A 17,657-nucleotide genomic window follows, 5' to 3' on the forward strand; every position below is an offset into this window, starting at 1 on the left:
CCGCCCTGTGACCGACCCCGACACCGACCCCAACACCGACCCGATGACGGAACTGGTGACCCGATGACCGAACTGGTGCACCGCGCCCGCGACCTCGCCCCCTCCTCGGCCGTGGTCATGACGATGGGTGCCCTCCACGAGGGCCACGCCGCCCTGATCAGGGCCGCCCGCACCCGGGCCGGCGGCGGCCTGGTGACGGTCACCGTCTTCGTCAACCCGCTGCAGTTCGGGCCGAACGAGGACCTGGACCGTTATCCGCGCACCCTCGACGCCGATGTCAAAGTCGCCGAACAGGCGGGCGCCGACCTGGTGTTCGCGCCCGACGTGGCCGAGATGTATCCGGGCGGCCCGCCGCGGGTGACGGTGCTGGCCGGCTCGATGGGAGCGGGGTACGAGGGCGCGTCGCGGCACGGCCACTTCGACGGCATGCTCACCGTCGTCGCCAAGCTGCTGCACCTCACCCGGCCGGGCGCCGCCGTCTTCGGGCAGAAGGACGCCCAGCAGCTCGCGCTGGTCCGCCGGATGGTCACCGATCTCAACTTCCCGGTCGAGATCGTGGCCGTGCCGACCGTGCGGGAGGCCGACGGCCTGGCCCTGTCCAGCCGCAACCGCTATCTGTCGCCCGCCGAGCGGGACAGCGCGCTGGCCCTGTCCCGCGCGCTGTTCGCCGGCCGGGACGCGCTGGCCGGCGGCCCGCGGGCGGTGCGCGAGGCCGCCGAGGAGATCCTGGCCGGGGCCACCGGCCTCGACGTCGAATACCTCGGGCTGATCGACCCGGCCGGCTTCACCGAGGCCAAGGCCGACCACACCGGCCCGGCGGTGCTGGCCGTCGCGGCGAAGGCGGGCACCACCCGCCTGATCGACAACGTCCCGCTGGAATTCCCCGCCGGTGCGCCCGTAGCGCCCCCTGAGCCCGGAGCAGCCGCATGACCAGTACCGCCGCCGGCCCCGTCAACGCGAGTACCGGCATACGCCTGCACGCCCCGGCGCCCGGCTGGGCGATCGACGCGGACGTGGTCGTGGTCGGCTCCGGGGTGGCGGGCCTCACCGTCGCGCTGCGCTGCGCCGCGTCCGGCGCGAAGGTCACTGTGGTGACCAAGGCGCGGCTGGACGACGGCTCCACCCGCTGGGCCCAGGGCGGCATAGCCGCCGCCCTCGGCGAGGGCGACACCCCCGAGCAGCACCTGGACGACACCCTGGTCGCCGGCGCCGGCCTGTGCGACGAGGCGGCCGTGCGGGCCCTGGTGACCGAGGGCCCGGCGGCGGTGCGCCGCCTGATGGCGACCGGCGCGCACTTCGACACCGGCGCCGACGGCGACGTCCTGCTCACCCGGGAGGGCGGCCACCACCGCCGCCGGATCGTGCACGCCGGCGGGGACGCGACCGGCGCCGAGGTGTCCCGGGCGCTGATCGAGGCGGTACGCGAGGCGCACACCGCCCCGGCGGCCGGCCGGGACATCGAGCTGATCGAGAACGCCCTGGTCCTGGACCTGCTCACCGACGCCCAGGGCCGTACCGCCGGCGTCACCCTGCATGTGATGGGCGCCGGCCGGCGCGACGGGGTCGGCGCGGTGCGGGCCCGGACGGTGGTGCTCGCCACCGGCGGCATGGGCCAGGTCTTCTCGGCCACCACCAACCCCGCGGTGTCCACCGGCGACGGTGTCGCGCTGGCGCTGCGGGCCGGCGCCGAGGTCAGCGACCTGGAGTTCGTGCAGTTCCACCCGACCGTGCTGTGGCTCGGCGCGGACGCCGAGGGCCAGCAGCCGCTGGTGTCGGAGGCGGTCCGCGGCGAAGGCGCCCACCTGGTCGACGCCGACGGGGTGCGCTTCATGCTCGGGCAGCACGAGCAGGCCGAGCTGGCGCCCCGCGACATCGTGGCCAAGGCCATCATGCGGCGGATGCTGGAGACCGGCGCCGATCACATGTTCCTGGACGCCCGGCATTTCGGCGCCGCGATGTGGGAGCAGCGCTTCCCGACCATCCTGGCCGCCTGCCGGGCGCACGGCATCGACCCGGTGACGCAGCCGATCCCGGTCGCGCCGGCCGCCCACCACGCCTCCGGCGGGGTGGTCACCGACCTGCGCGGCCGTACCAGCGTGCCGGGGCTGTACGCGTGCGGCGAGGTGGCCTGTACGGGGGTGCACGGCGCCAACCGGCTCGCCTCCAACTCGCTGCTGGAAGGCCTGGTCTTCGCCGAGCGGATCGCGGCCGACGTCCTGGCCGACCCGGCCGCGCCGGGCAGACCGGTGCTGCCGGGCCCGGTGGGCGGCCCGCTGCTGGCCTCGGAGGCGCGGTTCGAGGTGCAGCGCATCATGGCGGCCGGCGCGGGAGTGCTGCGCAGCGCGGAGAGCCTGGCGGTCGCGGCCGGCGCGCTGGAGCGGCTGGACACCGCGGCGGTGGAGGCGTACGACCGGGACGGCAAGACCGCCGAGCCGTGCGTGGAGACCTGGGAGGCCACCAATCTGGGCCTGGTCGCCCGGGTGCTGGTGGCCGCCGCCCGGCGCCGCGAGGAGACCCGCGGCTGCCACTGGCGGGAGGACCGTCCGGGCCGCGACGACGAGCGGTGGCGCCGTCACCTGGTGGTACGGCTGACCGCGGACCGCACCCTGGACGTCCGTACCACCGAAGGCCCCGGATTCGGGGATGATGGGGCGGCCGCCCCGAATATGAAGGAGTTTCCGTGAGCACCCCCGACCGTCCTGGGCCCGTGTCCCTCCAAATGCCGCAGTTCGGCCCGCCCGCGGAGACCGGCGGGGGCGGCTGCGGCGACGGCTGCGGCTGCGGTGCCGGGCATTCCGACGCCGACGAGTACGAGCTGGACCCGCTGGAATGCGGTCTCGACCCCGACCTCGCGCAGCTGCTGGCCGATGCCGGCCTCGACCCGGTCCAGGTCGAGGACGTCGCGCACATGGCCATCGAGGAGGACCTCGACCAGGGCGTGGACATCACCACCGTCGCCACCGTCCCCGAGGACGCCCGGGCGATCGGCGACTTCACCTCCCGCGAGGCCGGTACGGTCGCCGGGCTGCGGGTCGCCGAGGCCGTGCTGTCGGTGGTCTGCACCGACGAGTTCGAGGTCGAGCGGCATGTCGAGGACGGCGACCGGGTCGCCGCCGGGCAGAAGCTGCTCACCGTCACCGCCAGGACCCGCGATCTGCTGACCGGCGAGCGCAGCGCGCTGAACCTGCTGTGCCGGCTGTCCGGCATCGCCACCGCCACCCGGGCCTGGGCGGACGCCCTGCAGGGCACCACGACCCAGGTCCGCGACACCCGCAAGACCACCCCAGGCCTGCGGGCGCTGGAGAAGTACGCGGTGCGCTGCGGCGGCGGCGTCAACCACCGGATGTCGCTGTCCGACGCGGCGCTGGTCAAGGACAACCATGTGGTGGCGGCCGGGGGCGTGGCCAACGCCTTCAAGCTGGTCCGCGAGGAGTTCCCCGAGGTCGCCATCGAGGTCGAGGCGGACACCCTGGAGCAGGTGCGTGAGGTGCTGGAGGCCGGCGCCGACCTGATCCTGCTGGACAACTTCACCCCCGAGCAGACCGCCGAGGCGGTCGCGCTGGTGGCGGGCCGGGCCTTCCTGGAGTCCTCCGGGCGGCTCACCCTGGACAACGCCGTCGCCTACGCCGCGACCGGTGTCGACTACCTCTCGGTGGGCGCGCTCACCCACTCCTCCCCGATCCTGGACATCGGCCTCGACCTGCGAGCGGAAGCGTAGAGGCGGATGCTGCTCACCATCGACGTCGGCAACACGCACACGGTCCTCGGACTGTTCGACGGCGAGGAGATCGTCGAGCACTGGCGGATCTCCACCGACCCGCGCCGTACCGCCGACGAACTGGCGGTACTGCTCCAGGGCCTGATGGGCATGCATCCGCTGCTCGGCGACCTCGGGGACGGCATCGACGGCATCGCGATCTGCTCCACCGTGCCCTCGGTGCTGCACGAGCTGCGCGAGGTGACCCGGCGTTACTACGGTGACGTGCCGGCGATCCTGGTGGAGCCCGGTGTGAAGACCGGCGTGCCGATCCTGGTGGACCACCCCAAGGAGGTCGGCTCGGACCGGATCATCAACTCGCTGGCCGCGGTGCATCTGTACGGCGGCCCGTGCATCGTGGTCGACTTCGGCACCGCCACCACCTTCGACGCGGTCTCGGCCCGCGGTGAGTACGTGGGCGGGGCGATCGCGCCTGGGATCGAGATCTCGGTGGACGCGCTGGGCATGCGCGGGGCGCAGCTGCGCAAGATCGAGCTGGCCCGGCCGCGCAGCGTGATCGGCAAGAACACCATCGAGGCGATGCAGTCGGGCATCCTCTACGGTTTCGCCGGCCAGGCGGACGGCATCGCCGAGCGGATGGCCCGCGAGCTGGCCGACGACCCCGACGACGTGACGGTGATCGCCACCGGGGGGCTGGCACCGCTGGTGCTGGGCGAGGCCTCGCTGATCGACGAGCACGAGCCGTGGCTGACGCTGATCGGACTGCGGCTGGTGTACGAGCGCAATGTGTCGGTGACCTGAGCCGACCTGACCGCACCCTGACCTCAACCCTGACCTGACCTGACCGGCTCCGACCGATGCCGATCGCCGCTGATCGGCATCGGTCCGGACCGCGACGCACCCGGGCTTGCCGTATTACACCAAGTTTGTCCGGTAAGTAATTAAAGTTCACGCATGCCCACGCCACACGGAACCCGAGGCGGTATGGCGTTCAGCGCCGACGAGCTGCGCGTGGTGCGTCGCGCCCTCGCCGAGGTGCTGCACCCCAGCCGGAGCGTCTCCGCACCCGATGTGTCCCGCCCCGCCGAGTACGTCCAGGACTATCTGCGGCTCGTCGAGGCCGTCGACGAGACGGCGCACGAGGCGGGACGGCTGCGCGCCTTCCTCCTGGACGAACTGCGCCGCTACCGGGACGCGCTGCCCGGCGGCTCGGTCGGCTATCTGGAACGGCTCGACACCGCCCTCGCCGGCGGCTACGTACCGACGCCGGCCGACCTGGCCGCTCTGCGACAGCTGCGCTCGCTGCCCTGCGCCGCCCCGGAGCACCTGCGGCGCACCGCGCTGCTGCGCCAGTGCGAGACCCTCGCGGAGAACGACGTACGACTGCGCCTGGAGGCCCCCATGCCCGCGCCGCGCCGCCTGCTCACTCTGCTGCCGAACCGTCCGGCGCTGGCCGACGAGCCCGAGCAGAAGCCCAAGGGGAACCCGCCGCAGAAGCCGGAGACCAAGCCCGCCCCCGAGGAGCCGGCCCGCCGCACCCCCACCCCGGCCGAGATCTGGCCGCCGCACCGCCGTCCCGCCGCCCCCGGCAAACCGGACCAGGCCCGCAGCGCCTGAGGCTCATGCCCCTGTGCCCCCAGTGCCCCCAGGGCGGGCGAAGACGCCGTGGGGGCCGCGGCTACCCTGCACCTATGGATTACGTTTCCGCGCTCGTGCCGCCGCTGGTGATGGCCGTCCTCTTCATCGGCGTCATCGTCACGATCATCAAGAACCAGGGCGGGGCCAACAAGGCCAAGGAGGACGCGGCGGTGGACGCCGCGTTCGCCCGCGCCGAAGCGGCGAAGCAGGCGACCGCCGACGATCACCGAACGTCCTAATTCGGGCATTTCCGTGCATCGAGCCGTACTATTTCCGGTGTGGTACGACCACTGGGAGAGCTCGAAGACGTCGTGATGACCCGAGTATGGGACTGGAACCGCCCGGTCACGGTTCGTGAGGTACTGGAAGACCTGACGCAGGAACGATCCATCGCGTACACAACGGTGATGACCGTAATGGACAACCTGCGGCAGAAGGGCTGGCTGCGCCGCTCCGCCGAAGGCCGCGCTTATCGCTATGAGGCGGTATCCACGAGAGCCGCCTACTCGGCCGCACTGATGAACGAAGGATGGGCGGCGAGTGACAACCGCGCCGAGGCCCTCGTCCACTTCTTCGGCATGATGACCCCGGAACAGCGGGAAGCGGTGCGGGACGCATTGCGCGTCATCCAGTCCGTGGACCCCTCCGGCACGGAGGAACCCGAAGGGCGATAGCGTCCGCCCATGCCGCTGAAGTCGAATGAGGTCACGATCCGCCGCGCCCGCACCGGCGATGTCCACACCCTGCGGCGGCTGCTGGACTCCTATGTCCGCGACGGCATCCTGCTGGACAAGCCGACGGTGACCCTTTATGAGGACATCCAGGAGTTCTGGGTGGCCGAACGTGATGAGGACGCCACCGTGGTGGGGTGTGGCGCACTGCATGTGATGTGGGAAGACCTCGCCGAGGTCAGGACCTTGGCGGTGGACCCGACGCTGCGTGGCGAAGGTCTCGGACACCAGGTGCTGGGGAAGTTGCTGCACACCGCGCGCTGGCTCGGAGTCCGGCGCATTTTCTGCCTCACCTTCGAAGTTGACTTCTTCGCCAAGCACGGGTTCGTGGAGATCGGGGAGACCCCGGTGGACGGCGATGTGTTCGGGGAGCTGCTGCGTTCCAATGACGAGGGCGTCGCCGAGTTCCTCGACCTGGAGCGAGTGAAACCGAACACCTTGGGCAACAGCCGCATGCTGCTGCAACTCTGAGGATCCGGTTTGTCCGGATCTCGCTGCCCCGGAGGGGCCTCTTCGTGCAAGGGTTCGTGCAAGGGGTTTGTGTTTTTCGCGGAAAGGCGCTTTGCTTTTACCGTTAATCCGTTTTCGATGAAAGGGAAGCCGGTGGCACAGAAGGTTCAGGTCCTTCTAGTTGACGACCTCGACGGTGGCGAGGCGGACGAGACCGTGACGTTCGCACTCGACGGTGTGACGTACGAGATCGACCTCACTACGGAAAATGCCGACAAGCTGCGCGGGCTGCTCAACCCGTACACGGACAGTGGCCGGCGTACCGGCGGGCGGGCCGGGCGGGGCCGCACCAAGGCGCCTCGCGGCGCCGCGGCCTCCGGCCCCGACACCGCGAAGATCCGTGCGTGGGCCAAGGAGAAGGGCTACGAGGTCAATGACCGCGGCCGTGTGCCGGCGACCATCCGTGAGGCGTACGAGAAGGCCCACGGCTGATCCTGGCGGCCCGTTCGCAGAGTGATCCGATGGCAGGCCGTCGCCAGGGCGGCCACCAGTGCCGGCAGACCGATGGGCGTTCCGTCGCCATCGGCCTCGCCCGTGACACAGAGCGCGGGCACGGTGGATTCCACGTCGAATCCCGGCCGAGGAGGCCGCAGCCACACCGGTGCCGACCGGTCGTACGCGGCCTCCCGGCGGGCCCACTCGGGGTGCGCCGGCGCCCGCATCCGCTGCCCGGCGCCCAGCGCGGTCAGATCCAGCGGGATACCGCCCCACTCCAGCCACTCCAGCAGCCCCGGCAGCTCCTCCGCCGACCCGGCGGCGACCAGCAGCCTGATCCGGTGGCCGTCCAGCGCGACCGGACCCAGCTCGTCCGGCTTGGAGAATCTGCTCAGCATCGCGAAGCCCGCGGTCGCCGGCACCTCCAGCGCGTCGAACCGCACCCCCGTGACCAGCCCCGGGGGCGGCCCCGGTGTCACCGGCCACCCCAGCTCCTGCTCGTACCAGCCCATGCCGTATGCAACTGCCGCAGGCGGCGGGGGTTACGTAACGTTTCTGTTCGGCCGCTTTCGGTGACGCACGGCGGCCGGAGCGGGGCCGGATTCCCGGCCGGTGGTGCCCGGGTAGCGCGGCGGCGGGACGGGGGCGCACGCTGGAAGCACCGGGGGGCGCTGAGCTTGTTCGCCCTTAGCGCACGAGAAGTGGTGGCGCGGTGTGGATTACCAGCGGCTGAGGGTAAGAAGTACCTAGTGAGAAGGGCTGGTGTTCGAGCAGGTGGGGCGGGCGTTCGCCACGGGCGTACTTGATAACGAGCTATTCGCCTGGCCTGCGGGAACATCGTCTCGCACCATCGAGGTTGTGGGAGTGACGTCAGCCGGTAGCGCAGCTTCCCTCGCGCGAGTGGGGGTGATACGTGAGCGGCGCCGCTGTGCGGGACTAGCATGCGGAAGGACTGGGAGGGGACCGACCCCTCACTGCCCGACCGCTCTGAGGAGCGATTAACGATGTTCGAGAGGTTCACCGACCGTGCGCGGCGGGTTGTCGTCCTGGCTCAGGAAGAAGCCCGGATGCTCAACCACAACTACATCGGCACCGAGCACATCCTCCTGGGCCTGATCCACGAGGGTGAGGGTGTCGCCGCTAAGGCCCTGGAGAGCCTCGGGATTTCGCTCGAGGCGGTCCGTCAGCAGGTGGAGGAGATCATCGGTCAGGGGCAGCAGGCCCCGTCCGGTCACATCCCCTTCACGCCCCGGGCCAAGAAGGTGCTGGAGCTGTCGCTCCGCGAAGCCCTTCAGCTCGGGCACAACTACATCGGCACCGAGCACATCCTGCTCGGCCTGATCCGCGAGGGCGAGGGCGTCGCCGCCCAGGTCCTGGTGAAGCTGGGCGCCGACCTCAACCGGGTCAGGCAGCAGGTCATCCAGCTGCTGTCCGGATACTCCACCGGTAAGGAGTCGGCCACGGCCGGCGGGCCGGCCGAGGGCACCCCCTCGACCTCGCTCGTCCTGGACCAGTTCGGCCGCAACCTCACCCAGGCCGCTCGTGAGACCAAGCTCGACCCGGTGATCGGGCGCGAGAAGGAGATCGAGCGGGTCATGCAGGTGCTGTCCCGCCGCACCAAGAACAACCCGGTGCTGATCGGCGAGCCCGGCGTCGGCAAGACCGCCGTCGTCGAGGGCCTGGCCCAGGCGATCGTCAAGGGCGAGGTGCCCGAGACGCTCAAGGACAAGCAGCTCTACACGCTTGACCTGGGCGCCCTGGTCGCCGGCTCCCGCTACCGCGGTGACTTCGAGGAGCGCCTGAAGAAGGTGCTCAAGGAGATCCGCACCCGCGGCGACATCATCCTGTTCATCGACGAGCTGCACACCCTGGTCGGCGCCGGCGCGGCCGAGGGCGCGATCGACGCGGCCTCCATCCTGAAGCCGATGCTGGCCCGCGGTGAGCTGCAGACCATCGGCGCCACCACGCTGGACGAGTACCGCAAGTACCTGGAGAAGGACGCGGCCCTGGAGCGCCGCTTCCAGCCCATCCAGGTCGCGGAGCCGTCGCTGCCGCACACCATCGAGATCCTCAAGGGCCTGCGGGACCGCTACGAGGCGCACCACCGGGTGTCCATCACCGATGAGGCCCTGGTGCAGGCGGCCACGCTGGCGGACCGCTACATCTCGGACCGCTTCCTGCCGGACAAGGCGATCGACCTGATCGACGAGGCCGGCTCCCGGATGCGCATCCGCCGGATGACGGCCCCGCCGGACCTGCGCGAGTTCGACGAGAAGATCGCCGAAGTGCGGCGCGAGAAGGAGTCCGCGATCGATTCGCAGGACTTCGAGAAGGCCGCCTCGCTGCGGGACAACGAGAAGCAGCTGCTCGCCGCGAAGACCAAGCGGGAGAAGGAGTGGAAGGCCGGCGACATGGACGTCGTCGCCGAGGTCGACGGCGAGCTGATCGCCGAAGTCCTGGCCACCGCCACCGGCATCCCGGTCTTCAAGCTCACCGAGGAGGAGTCCTCCCGGCTGCTGCGGATGGAGGACGAGCTCCACAAGCGCGTCATCGGCCAGCGGGACGCCGTCAAGGCGCTCTCCAAGGCCATCCGCCGCACCCGCGCGGGTCTGAAGGACCCCAAGCGTCCCGGTGGCTCGTTCATCTTCGCCGGCCCGTCCGGCGTCGGTAAGACCGAGCTGTCCAAGGCGCTCGCCGAGTTCCTGTTCGGCGACGAGGACGCGCTGATCTCCCTCGACATGTCGGAGTTCAGCGAGAAGCACACCGTCTCGCGGCTCTTCGGCTCCCCGCCCGGCTACGTCGGGTACGAGGAGGGCGGGCAGCTCACCGAGAAGGTGCGCCGCAAGCCGTTCTCCGTCGTCCTCTTCGACGAGGTCGAGAAGGCCCACCCGGACATCTTCAACAGCCTGCTGCAGATCCTGGAGGACGGTCGCCTGACCGACTCCCAGGGCCGGGTCGTGGACTTCAAGAACACGGTGATCATCATGACCACCAACCTCGGCACCCGGGACATCTCCAAGGGCTTCAACCTGGGCTTCGCCGCCCAGGGCGACACCAAGAGCAACTACGAGCGGATGAAGGCCAAGGTCAGCGACGAGCTGAAGCAGCACTTCCGCCCGGAGTTCCTCAACCGCGTGGACGACGTGATCGTCTTCCCGCAGCTCACCGAGTCCGACATCCTGCAGATCGTCGACCTGATGATCGGCCGGGTGGACGAGCGGCTGCGCGACCGCGACATGGGCATCGAGCTCAGCACCGAGGCGAAGGTCCTGCTCTCCAAGCGGGGGTACGACCCGGTGATGGGCGCGCGTCCGCTGCGGCGCACGATCCAGCGTGAGATCGAGGACTCGCTGTCCGAGAAGATCCTGTTCGGGGAGCTGCGCCCCGGCCACATCGTCGTCGTGGACGTCGAGGGTGCGACCGGCGAGGGCGAGCACGAGAAGGCGAAGTTCACCTTCCGTGGTGAGGAGAAGGTCACGGTGGCGGACGCCCCGCCCATCGAGACGGCGGGCGGCCCGCCGAACCTCTCCAAGGAGGCGTAGCGCGAGCCGGCCTCCGCCGCCGAGCCGGCGGCGGAGGCCGGACGCGACGCACTCAGCGGTCGGCCCCGGGTCCCAGGACCCCGGGGCCGACCGCTTTTCGGCGTTACCCGCGTCTTCCCGCCCGGGGGCCGCTACGCCCGCTCGTGGACGGTGACCTTCACATACGACAGCAGGTGCTCGTTGCGGACCGGGCCGAAGGAGTCGATCTTGGCCAGTTCCGGCAGGGCGCTCAGCGGGGCGAGGTCCAGCACGGCCGTGTGGTGCGTGATGGACAGCCAGTTCAGCGCCGGCAGCGCGGCCAGCAGCTCCACCTGGCGGGTCAGCCGGGCGCTGCGCAGATTCAGCCGCCGGATGCCGGTCAGCCGGGTCAGCGCGGTCAGCTCCTCCACCGACCCGGCGCTGACCATCAGATCCCGCCCCAGCACCCGGCCGATCACCTCGGTCGCGTACAGATCGGGGTCGGTGGCGCGCGGGAACAGCGCCAGCTGGGAGCGGGCCGCGCGGGAGGCGTTCGCCGCGTAGCGGGCGAGCAGCGGGACCGCCGCGTCCCCGCCGATCAGCCAGGCGGTGTGGATGACCGCCTCGATCTCGGCCGACGCCAGCCCCTCGGGGCCCGGCAGCAGCTCCAGCACGATCGGGCCGACCCCGGCCAGCACCTGGGCGTCCACGGTGGTCTGCGGCGGGATCAGTGTCTCGGCCCGTGCCTCCACCGACGCCCGGATCTGCGGGTCCAGCTCGGTCGCGTGCTCCAGGCAGGCGGTGGCCAGCAGGTGCAGCCGGGTGCTGTGGTCCGGGAACCGGTCGCCGCGGTCCATGATCTTCCGCAGCAGCCGGGCCCGCTCGGCCGGGCGCCCGTGGGCCACCGCCATCCGGATCACATCGGACCACTGGTCGTGGTGGGCGTTGTCGGCCAGCAGGTCGAAGTCGAGCTCCTCGACGGCGGCGCGGGCGGCCAGATAGTCCTGGAAGGTGCGGTGGACGAAGTCGACGGTGGCCACCGTCGGCTCGCGCAGCAGCCCGCTGCGGTTGAGCAGGTAGTCGTAGACCGCCGTCGCGTCCCCGACCGCGGTGGCCACGGTCGGCATCGACGGCAGCGCGCCCGCGATCAGCCGCACCGCGTCGCTGCGGTCCATCTCGGCCTGGCGGTTCTTCACCAGCCAGTACGCCAGCTTCTGCAGCAGCTGGACCTGCGGCTCCTCGGTGAGCTGGGGTCCCAGGTCGCGCTCCCGGTCGCGGCGGATCAGCAGCATCGACAGGGCCGCGTCGTACAGCTCCTTGCGGCCGGTGGGCAGATAGCCGCTGCGGTCGCGGTGCAGGGCGCAGATCAGCCCGCACATCAGGGGGTTGGCGGCCAGCCGGGCCAGGTCCTGCTTGGTCTGGAGGGCGTCCAGCAGGGTGCGTTCGTAGTGGTCGAGCCGGGACAGCTCCTCCGGGTCGCCGCCCGGGGTGCCGCGGGCGGCGTCGTGCCAGCGGTTGACGAAGGCGCGGACGTCGCGGCGGCTCATGGGGGACAGGGTCAGCTCGGTGAAGCCCTCGTCGGCCAGCCAGGAGTCGGCGACCGCCGACGGGCGGGAGGTCACCAGCCAGTGGTTGCCGGGATAGGCGGCCAGCAGGCGCCGCAGCCAGCCGCCGACCCGTTCCCTGGCCCGTTCGTCGATCTCGTCCACGCCGTCGATCAGCACCAGGGCCCGGCCGTCGCGCAGCACCTTCTCCGCCCAGCCGGCCGGCGGGGTGAGCGGCGCGTCCACCGCGGCGAGGAAGTCGGCGGGGGCGGGCAGGTGGTCGCGGCGGGCGATCGTGCGCAGCGGCAGGACGTACGGCACCAGGTCCCGTAAGTGCTGGAGGTGCTCCCCGAGGTCCCGCCGGGCGGTGGCGACCGCCAGCCACTGGACCAGGGTCGTCTTCCCCGACCCGGCGACCCCGCGCAGCAGCACCCGCTTGTGCCCGGCCAGCGCCTGCTCGGCGGGCATCGGGCCGCTGGGGGCCGGCAGCAGGGCGGTCCAGTCCTGGCCGGCGCTGTCCGGCGGTCCCGGCAGGTCGCCGGGCTCCTCGGCCGGCCCCAGGACGGGGGCGACCGGCAGCGCCGTGCGCGTCGCCTCCAGGCTGTAGTAGGCGGTGTCCAGCGGCCAGGTGGCGCGGCGGCGGGCGGTGAGGTCGATGCCGAAGATCCGCAGCGCGCCGTGGTGTTTGCCCAGGTAGGCGCCGTAGCGCTGCTCGAACTCGGCCGACTCGTCGATGATCTGGCCGGGTGGTGAGGTGCGGCGGGCGCGGAAGTCGAGGGCGTCGAGGACGGCCAGGAAGCCCTCCTCGCCCAGCAGCCGGTGCATGGGGGTGATCGTCAGCCGGCCGTGCTGCCAGCCGGACGGGTCGGCGGTGATCACGCCGAGCAGGACGCCGCCGACGAAGACGGCCGCGCCCGACATGCCGGCCCAGGGGGAGACGCCGTCGGGCCGGGCGGCGGGCGGTGTGCCGTCCACGGTGAGCACATTGCGCCGGCTGAACAGGCCGGAGCCCGGCTTGTACGTGCCGTTGACCTGCTCGCTGTCGAGCAGGCCGCCGGGGCCGCGCTGGGCGTAGGGGAAGCCGATCGCGGTGCAGTTCGGGATCTGGCCGAGCGCGGTGATGTCGGCCCAGTGGCGGTCCGCCCAGCCGAAGAAGTGCTGCTCGGGGGTCAGCGGCTCGGTGGCGGCGACCAGCGCCACATCGACGCCGGACTGCTCGCGGTACCAGGAGCCGAGCCGGCCGCAGACCACCTCGCCCCGCGATCCCGGCGTGGTGACCCGCACCTCCTCGGTGCCCGCGACCACATGGGCGGCGGTGAGCACCACCGTCGGGGTCAGCAGATATCCGCTGCCCTGCCGGCCGCCGCACTGGACGACGGCCAGCCGCTCCCGTACCGGACCGGTCACCGCGCCCTCACCCCTCGTAGGAAAGGCCGGACGGGTCGCCCTCGCGCGGGGCGCCGATGTCCAGGTGGCCACCGGTCGCCGCGTCCTTCGGCTGCAGCGAGACGGAGACGGTGTGGGTGCGGCCCGCGGTGCGGGAGGCGTCGGCGCCCGCTTCCACCACCCAGGCCTTGACGCCGCCGTGGCCGCCGCGCTCGCGGCGCAGCTCGACCGCGAACTCCATCCGGATCTCACCGACCTCGAACCGCACCGCCGATCCCGCGCCGCGGGCGGCTCCGGTCAGCAGGCCGTGCCGGATCGCCTCCACCGCGTCGGCCAGTTCCATACCGGTCACCGGCACCAGGCCGTCGTCCTGTGTCCCCATGGTGTTCCCCCTCGTGAAACCGTCCCGGAGGCCAACGCTAGTCGAGCGAATGTGACCGGCGCCACGAATTCCGCGGAATAGCGGGCGGGCAATGTGGCCCCCGGCATAGGTCTCCGGTGCGCGGATTCGGCGTCGGCGGAGGGCGCCGGTGATGTACGGCACGTGAGCCGGACCACTTACTAATCGGAATAGTGGTCGATCCACCGCGTTCCGTTCGCCGCTCGGTGCCGGACCGCGCGGGTGAAGGCGGGCGACCCCTTATGGCCCGCTTAGCCCGATGTCCCGTGGGTGCATTTCGGACTTTCCCTATGTTTTCGTCGAGGCGGGGCGCGGTGATCGCGGCGGCCCGCACTACGGCCGCGGGTAGTAATGGGGGTCCTTGTCACCCGTGGAATGCCGGGTTACCAAGGATTGGCAACAGAAGGCAGCCGGAAACTGCCGCTCTCCTGTTGCTTCCCCGAGCAGTGAGGTTGTTTTCGCCATGCGTTTGAACTCGACGTGGAAGAACCGCACCCCGAAGTCCGTCACGCGCGGCCGGGTCGCCGTGGTGACCGGAGGAGTGGTCGCGGCGATCGCGCTGGGCTCGACAGCGGCGTTCGCCGCCGACGGCGGACACCACCACGACGGTGCCTTCGCCGACCGGCCCGCCAGCAGTGTCTCCGCGGCCGTGCAGCATCAGGCCACCGCGCAGAAGGCCGCCGCCACCAAGGCCGAGGCCGCCGCCGCGAAGGCGAAGGCCTCGCACCTGGCCGCCGAGCGGCACGCCGCGCAGGCCCGCCAGGCCGCGGTCGCGGCCAAGAGGGCCGCCGAGCAGGCCAAGGAGAAGGCCGCGGCCAAGGCCGCCGCCGACCTCAAGGCCCGCATCGCCTCCTGGGAGACCCCGACCGCCCACTATGTGCTGGGCGCGGGTTACGACCAGGCCGGACCGCACTGGGCGCACAAGCACTCCGGCCAGGACTTCGTGGTCAATTCCGGCACCACCGTCCGGGCCGCGCACACCGGCACCGTGGTCGAGGCCGGCTGGGGCGGCGCCTACGGCAACAACATCGTGATCAAGCACGACGACCACACGTACTCGCAGTACGGCCACCTGTCGCACATAGGTGTCTCGCTGGGTGAGCGCGTGATCACCGGCCAGACGATCGGCCTGTCCGGCTCGACCGGCAACTCGACCGGCCCGCACCTGCACTTCGAGATCCGCACCACGCCGTACTACGGCTCCTCCGTCGAGCCCCTGCACTTCCTGCGGGCGCACGGCGTGAACCCGTAAGGCGACCCGCGGCGAACCCGGACGGGAACCCGACGGGGACCCGTAAGGATGAACGACCGAGTCGGTGCGGGACCCTCCCGGGTTCCCCCACCGGCGGCTCAGCCCGGGACGACGCTCGCCTCCGCCTGGGCGACGAGATCGAGGGCGACCTCCAGGATGGCCGCGCGCTTCTCCTGCGGGTCGCCCTCGATGTTCTGCGTGGCGAACATCCCCGCGTGCATCGCGAACAGCGCGGTCATACAGCGGACCTGCGCCGACACCGACGAGCGCGGCTCCTTGAGCATCTCGTTCAGCGCGTTGACCCTGCTCTTGATCGACTCGCCGATCGACAGATCGCGGACCGTCGCCTGGTTCTCCTGGATGAAGCGGAAGAGCGGGGCGGCGTTCCACAGCGCGTCGCTGTAGCGGCGGAGCATCTCCTGCTTGGTGGCCAGATTGCGCGGCTGCGACTCGGCCCAGGCGATCAGCTCGTCCACCGGCCCGGCCAGGTCGTCGGCCAGGCTGACCAGGATGTCTTCCTTGGTCTTGAAGTGGTAGTAGAGCGCCGCCTTGGTGACATCGAGCCGTTCGGCGATCTCGCGCAGCGAGGTCTTCTCGTAACCGTGCTCGGAGAACAGCTCCAGCGCGACATCCTGGATACGCCGCCGGGTGTCACTCCGGCGCGGGTGATGCGGTGTGGCCATGGCGTCGCTCTCCTGCTGTACTGCGCGTCACAACGCGGTCACGGTGTGACATGTCTAGCGGCCAACGTTACGGCCTGTCCCCGACCCTACGCACTTACTTGACGCCCGGCTAGTAAGGTCCGTAGCTTGATGCCGTACAGATAACTAGTCGGGCGGCAGGTAAGTAGCACGGGGTGGACGCGCGGCCACGGAGCCGCGTGCCGCGTGAGGCTGGAGCGACCGCCCTCTCCGGGGGAGGCAAACCGGTCATGTCCCAAACAGACTCGAAGTCGTCGGAAGGCGTGCCGCTCGCGGCGGCGGCCGAGACCGGGCCGCGCCAGCGCAGTGTCCGCGTCGTCATGGTCGGCCTGATGATCGCCATGCTGCTCGCCATGCTCGACAACATGATCATCGGCACCGCGATGCCGACCATCGTCGGCGAACTCGGCGGCCTGAACCACCTGTCCTGGGTGGTCACCGCCTACACCCTGGCCACCGCCGCCTCCACCCCGATCTGGGGCAAGCTCGGCGACATGTACGGCCGCAAGGGGATCTTCCTGACCTCCATCGTGCTGTTCCTGGTCGGCTCGGCGCTGTCCGGCGCCTCGCAGTCGATGGACCAGCTGATCACCTTCCGGGCCATCCAGGGCCTGGGCGCCGGCGGTCTGATGGTCGGTGTGATGGCGGTCATCGGCGAACTGATCCCGCCGCGTGAACGCGGCAAGTACCAGGGCCTGATCGCCGGTGTGATGGCGATAGCCATGATCGGCGGTCCGCTGGTCGGCGGCTCCATCACCGACAACTGGGGCTGGCGCTGGAGCTTCTACATCAACCTGCCGATCGGCGCGGTCGCGCTGGCCATGGTCACCATCGTGCTCCACCTGCCGAAGAAGCGCGGCCAGGGCCGGATCGACTACCTCGGCGCGGCGCTGCTGACCGTGGCCATCACCTCGCTGGTGCTGCTCACCACCTGGGGCGGTACGCAGTACGCCTGGGGCTCCGGGATGATCCTCGGTCTGCTGGTGCTCGGCCTGGTCAGCCTCGCCGCCTTCATCTACAGCCAGACCCGCGCCGCCGAGCCGGTGATGCCGCTGCACATCTTCCGCAACAGCAACTTCTCGCTGATCTCGCTGATCGGCTTCCTGGTCGGCTTCACGATGTTCGGCGCGATGACCTTCCTGCCGCTCTACCAGCAGACGGTCCAGGGCGCCTCGGCCACCAACTCCGGTCTGCTGCTGCTGCCGATGCTGCTCGGGATGATGGCGGTCTCGATGATCGCGGGCCGGGTCACCACCGCCACTGGCAAGTACAAGATCTTCCCGATCATCGGCGGCGGCCTGATGACCGTCGGCCTCTATCTGCTGTCCACCATGGACGTCCACACCAGCAGGTTCACCTCCGGTGTGTTCATGGCCGTGCTCGGCGCCGGCATGGGCTTCATCATGCAGATCACCATGCTCATCGCCCAGAACAGCGTGGAGTTGAAGGACATCGGCGTCGGCTCGTCCTCCGCCACCCTGTTCCGTACGATCGGCGGCTCGTTCGGCGTCTCGCTGTTCGGCGCGCTGTTCACCCACAAGATCCAGGACGGCATGGCCGGCGCCCCCGGCGCGTCCGCCACCTCGAACGGCGCCCAGCTGGACCCGGCCACCATCGCCAAGTTCTCGCCCGCGCTGAAGAGTTCCTACTTCCACGCGGTCGCCTCCGGCACCCACATCGTCTTCCTGTGGGGCGCGGTGGTCAGCGTCATCGGCTTCGTCGCCGCCTGGTTCCTGGTGGAGACCCCGCTGCGCGGCGCGGCCCCCAAGTCCGGGTCGTCGCAGGAGCCGCCGGTGATGGCGGACGCGATCTGAGCACCCGCTCCCGGCCGCTCCGGCCGTG

16 protein-coding genes are annotated in these 17,657 nt (G+C 70.9%); 12 read left to right on the forward strand and 4 right to left on the reverse strand.

What is annotated here, in order from left to right:
• The first annotated feature begins 63 nt into the window (after nt 1-63).
• The 9 genes from panC (at nt 64) to ACFO3J_RS35650 (ending at nt 7,029) form a co-directional block, all read left to right on the forward strand.
• Nucleotides 64-930: a pantoate--beta-alanine ligase gene (gene panC, locus ACFO3J_RS35610; RefSeq protein ID WP_386438928.1), complete on the forward strand. Its 867-nt coding sequence runs from the start codon at nt 64-66 to the stop codon at nt 928-930.
• Nucleotides 927-2,684 carry an L-aspartate oxidase gene (locus tag ACFO3J_RS35615; RefSeq protein WP_386438931.1) on the forward strand — a complete coding sequence of 586 codons (1,758 nt, stop codon included), beginning with the start codon at nt 927-929 and terminating at the stop codon, nt 2,682-2,684. The genes panC and ACFO3J_RS35615 overlap by 4 nt, the downstream gene beginning before the upstream one ends.
• Nucleotides 2,681-3,718, forward strand: a complete 1,038-nt coding sequence (gene nadC, locus ACFO3J_RS35620) for a carboxylating nicotinate-nucleotide diphosphorylase (RefSeq protein WP_386438934.1) — start codon at nt 2,681-2,683, stop codon at nt 3,716-3,718. Before ACFO3J_RS35615 ends, nadC begins: the two co-directional genes overlap by 4 nt.
• Nucleotides 3,719-3,724: 6 nt before the next feature.
• Entirely contained in the window at nt 3,725-4,519 is a 795-nt protein-coding gene (locus ACFO3J_RS35625; RefSeq protein WP_093742551.1) for a type III pantothenate kinase, read from the forward strand.
• Between the two features lie 153 nt (nt 4,520-4,672).
• Nucleotides 4,673-5,335 (forward strand): hypothetical protein, encoded by a 663-nt coding sequence (locus ACFO3J_RS35630; protein ID WP_386438937.1) that lies wholly within the window; start codon nt 4,673-4,675, stop codon nt 5,333-5,335.
• A gap of 74 nt (nt 5,336-5,409) precedes the next feature.
• A complete protein-coding gene (locus ACFO3J_RS35635) occupies nt 5,410-5,595 on the forward strand; it encodes a hypothetical protein (protein ID WP_386438940.1) in 186 nt (61 codons plus the stop codon).
• Nucleotides 5,596-5,634: 39 nt separating this feature from the next.
• On the forward strand, nt 5,635-6,030 hold the full coding sequence (locus ACFO3J_RS35640; RefSeq protein WP_386438943.1) for a BlaI/MecI/CopY family transcriptional regulator: 396 nt from the start codon (nt 5,635-5,637) through the stop codon (nt 6,028-6,030).
• Nucleotides 6,031-6,039: 9 nt separating this feature from the next.
• Nucleotides 6,040-6,558, forward strand: a complete 519-nt coding sequence (locus tag ACFO3J_RS35645; protein WP_386438945.1) for an amino-acid N-acetyltransferase — start codon at nt 6,040-6,042, stop codon at nt 6,556-6,558.
• Between the two features lie 132 nt (nt 6,559-6,690).
• A complete protein-coding gene (locus tag ACFO3J_RS35650; protein ID WP_386438948.1) occupies nt 6,691-7,029 on the forward strand; it encodes a histone-like nucleoid-structuring protein Lsr2 in 339 nt (112 codons plus the stop codon).
• Here ACFO3J_RS35650 and ACFO3J_RS35655 read toward each other — a convergent pair.
• Nucleotides 6,960-7,544, reverse strand: a complete 585-nt coding sequence (locus ACFO3J_RS35655; RefSeq protein ID WP_386438951.1) for an SCO3374 family protein — start codon at nt 7,542-7,544, stop codon at nt 6,960-6,962. The genes ACFO3J_RS35650 and ACFO3J_RS35655 overlap by 70 nt on opposite strands.
• A 492-nt stretch (nt 7,545-8,036) precedes the next feature.
• Here ACFO3J_RS35655 and ACFO3J_RS35660 point away from each other — a divergent pair, with 492 nt between their 5' ends.
• Complete coding sequence (locus tag ACFO3J_RS35660; protein WP_386438954.1) at nt 8,037-10,574, forward strand: ATP-dependent Clp protease ATP-binding subunit; 2,538 nt, start codon at nt 8,037-8,039, stop codon at nt 10,572-10,574.
• A 131-nt stretch (nt 10,575-10,705) separates the two neighbouring features.
• On the opposite strand, the gene ACFO3J_RS35665 is transcribed toward ACFO3J_RS35660, so the two are convergent.
• Together ACFO3J_RS35665 and ACFO3J_RS35670 are read right to left on the reverse strand one after the other, a co-directional pair.
• Nucleotides 10,706-13,483, reverse strand: coding sequence for an NACHT domain-containing protein (locus ACFO3J_RS35665; protein WP_386438956.1), 2,778 nt, complete (start codon nt 13,481-13,483; stop codon nt 10,706-10,708).
• A gap of 7 nt (nt 13,484-13,490) precedes the next feature.
• Nucleotides 13,491-13,844, reverse strand: coding sequence for a trypco2 family protein (locus ACFO3J_RS35670; protein ID WP_386438959.1), 354 nt, complete (start codon nt 13,842-13,844; stop codon nt 13,491-13,493).
• 481 nt (nt 13,845-14,325) lie between these two features.
• Here ACFO3J_RS35670 and ACFO3J_RS35675 point away from each other — a divergent pair, with 481 nt between their 5' ends.
• On the forward strand, nt 14,326-15,114 hold the full coding sequence (locus ACFO3J_RS35675; RefSeq protein WP_386438962.1) for a M23 family metallopeptidase: 789 nt from the start codon (nt 14,326-14,328) through the stop codon (nt 15,112-15,114).
• Nucleotides 15,115-15,212: 98 nt separating this feature from the next.
• On the opposite strand, the gene ACFO3J_RS35680 is transcribed toward ACFO3J_RS35675, so the two are convergent.
• Nucleotides 15,213-15,797: a TetR/AcrR family transcriptional regulator gene (locus ACFO3J_RS35680; RefSeq protein ID WP_386438965.1), complete on the reverse strand. Its 585-nt coding sequence runs from the start codon at nt 15,795-15,797 to the stop codon at nt 15,213-15,215.
• Nucleotides 15,798-16,045: 248 nt separating this feature from the next.
• Between ACFO3J_RS35680 and ACFO3J_RS35685 the strand changes: the two genes are divergently transcribed.
• Nucleotides 16,046-17,629 (forward strand): MDR family MFS transporter, encoded by a 1,584-nt coding sequence (locus ACFO3J_RS35685; protein ID WP_386438968.1) that lies wholly within the window; start codon nt 16,046-16,048, stop codon nt 17,627-17,629.
• Nucleotides 17,630-17,657 lie beyond the last annotated feature (28 nt).

Origin of the sequence: Streptomyces polygonati, from assembly GCF_042650325.1 — a bacterium.
In the GTDB taxonomy this organism is placed as follows: domain Bacteria; phylum Actinomycetota; class Actinomycetes; order Streptomycetales; family Streptomycetaceae; genus Actinacidiphila; species Actinacidiphila polygonati.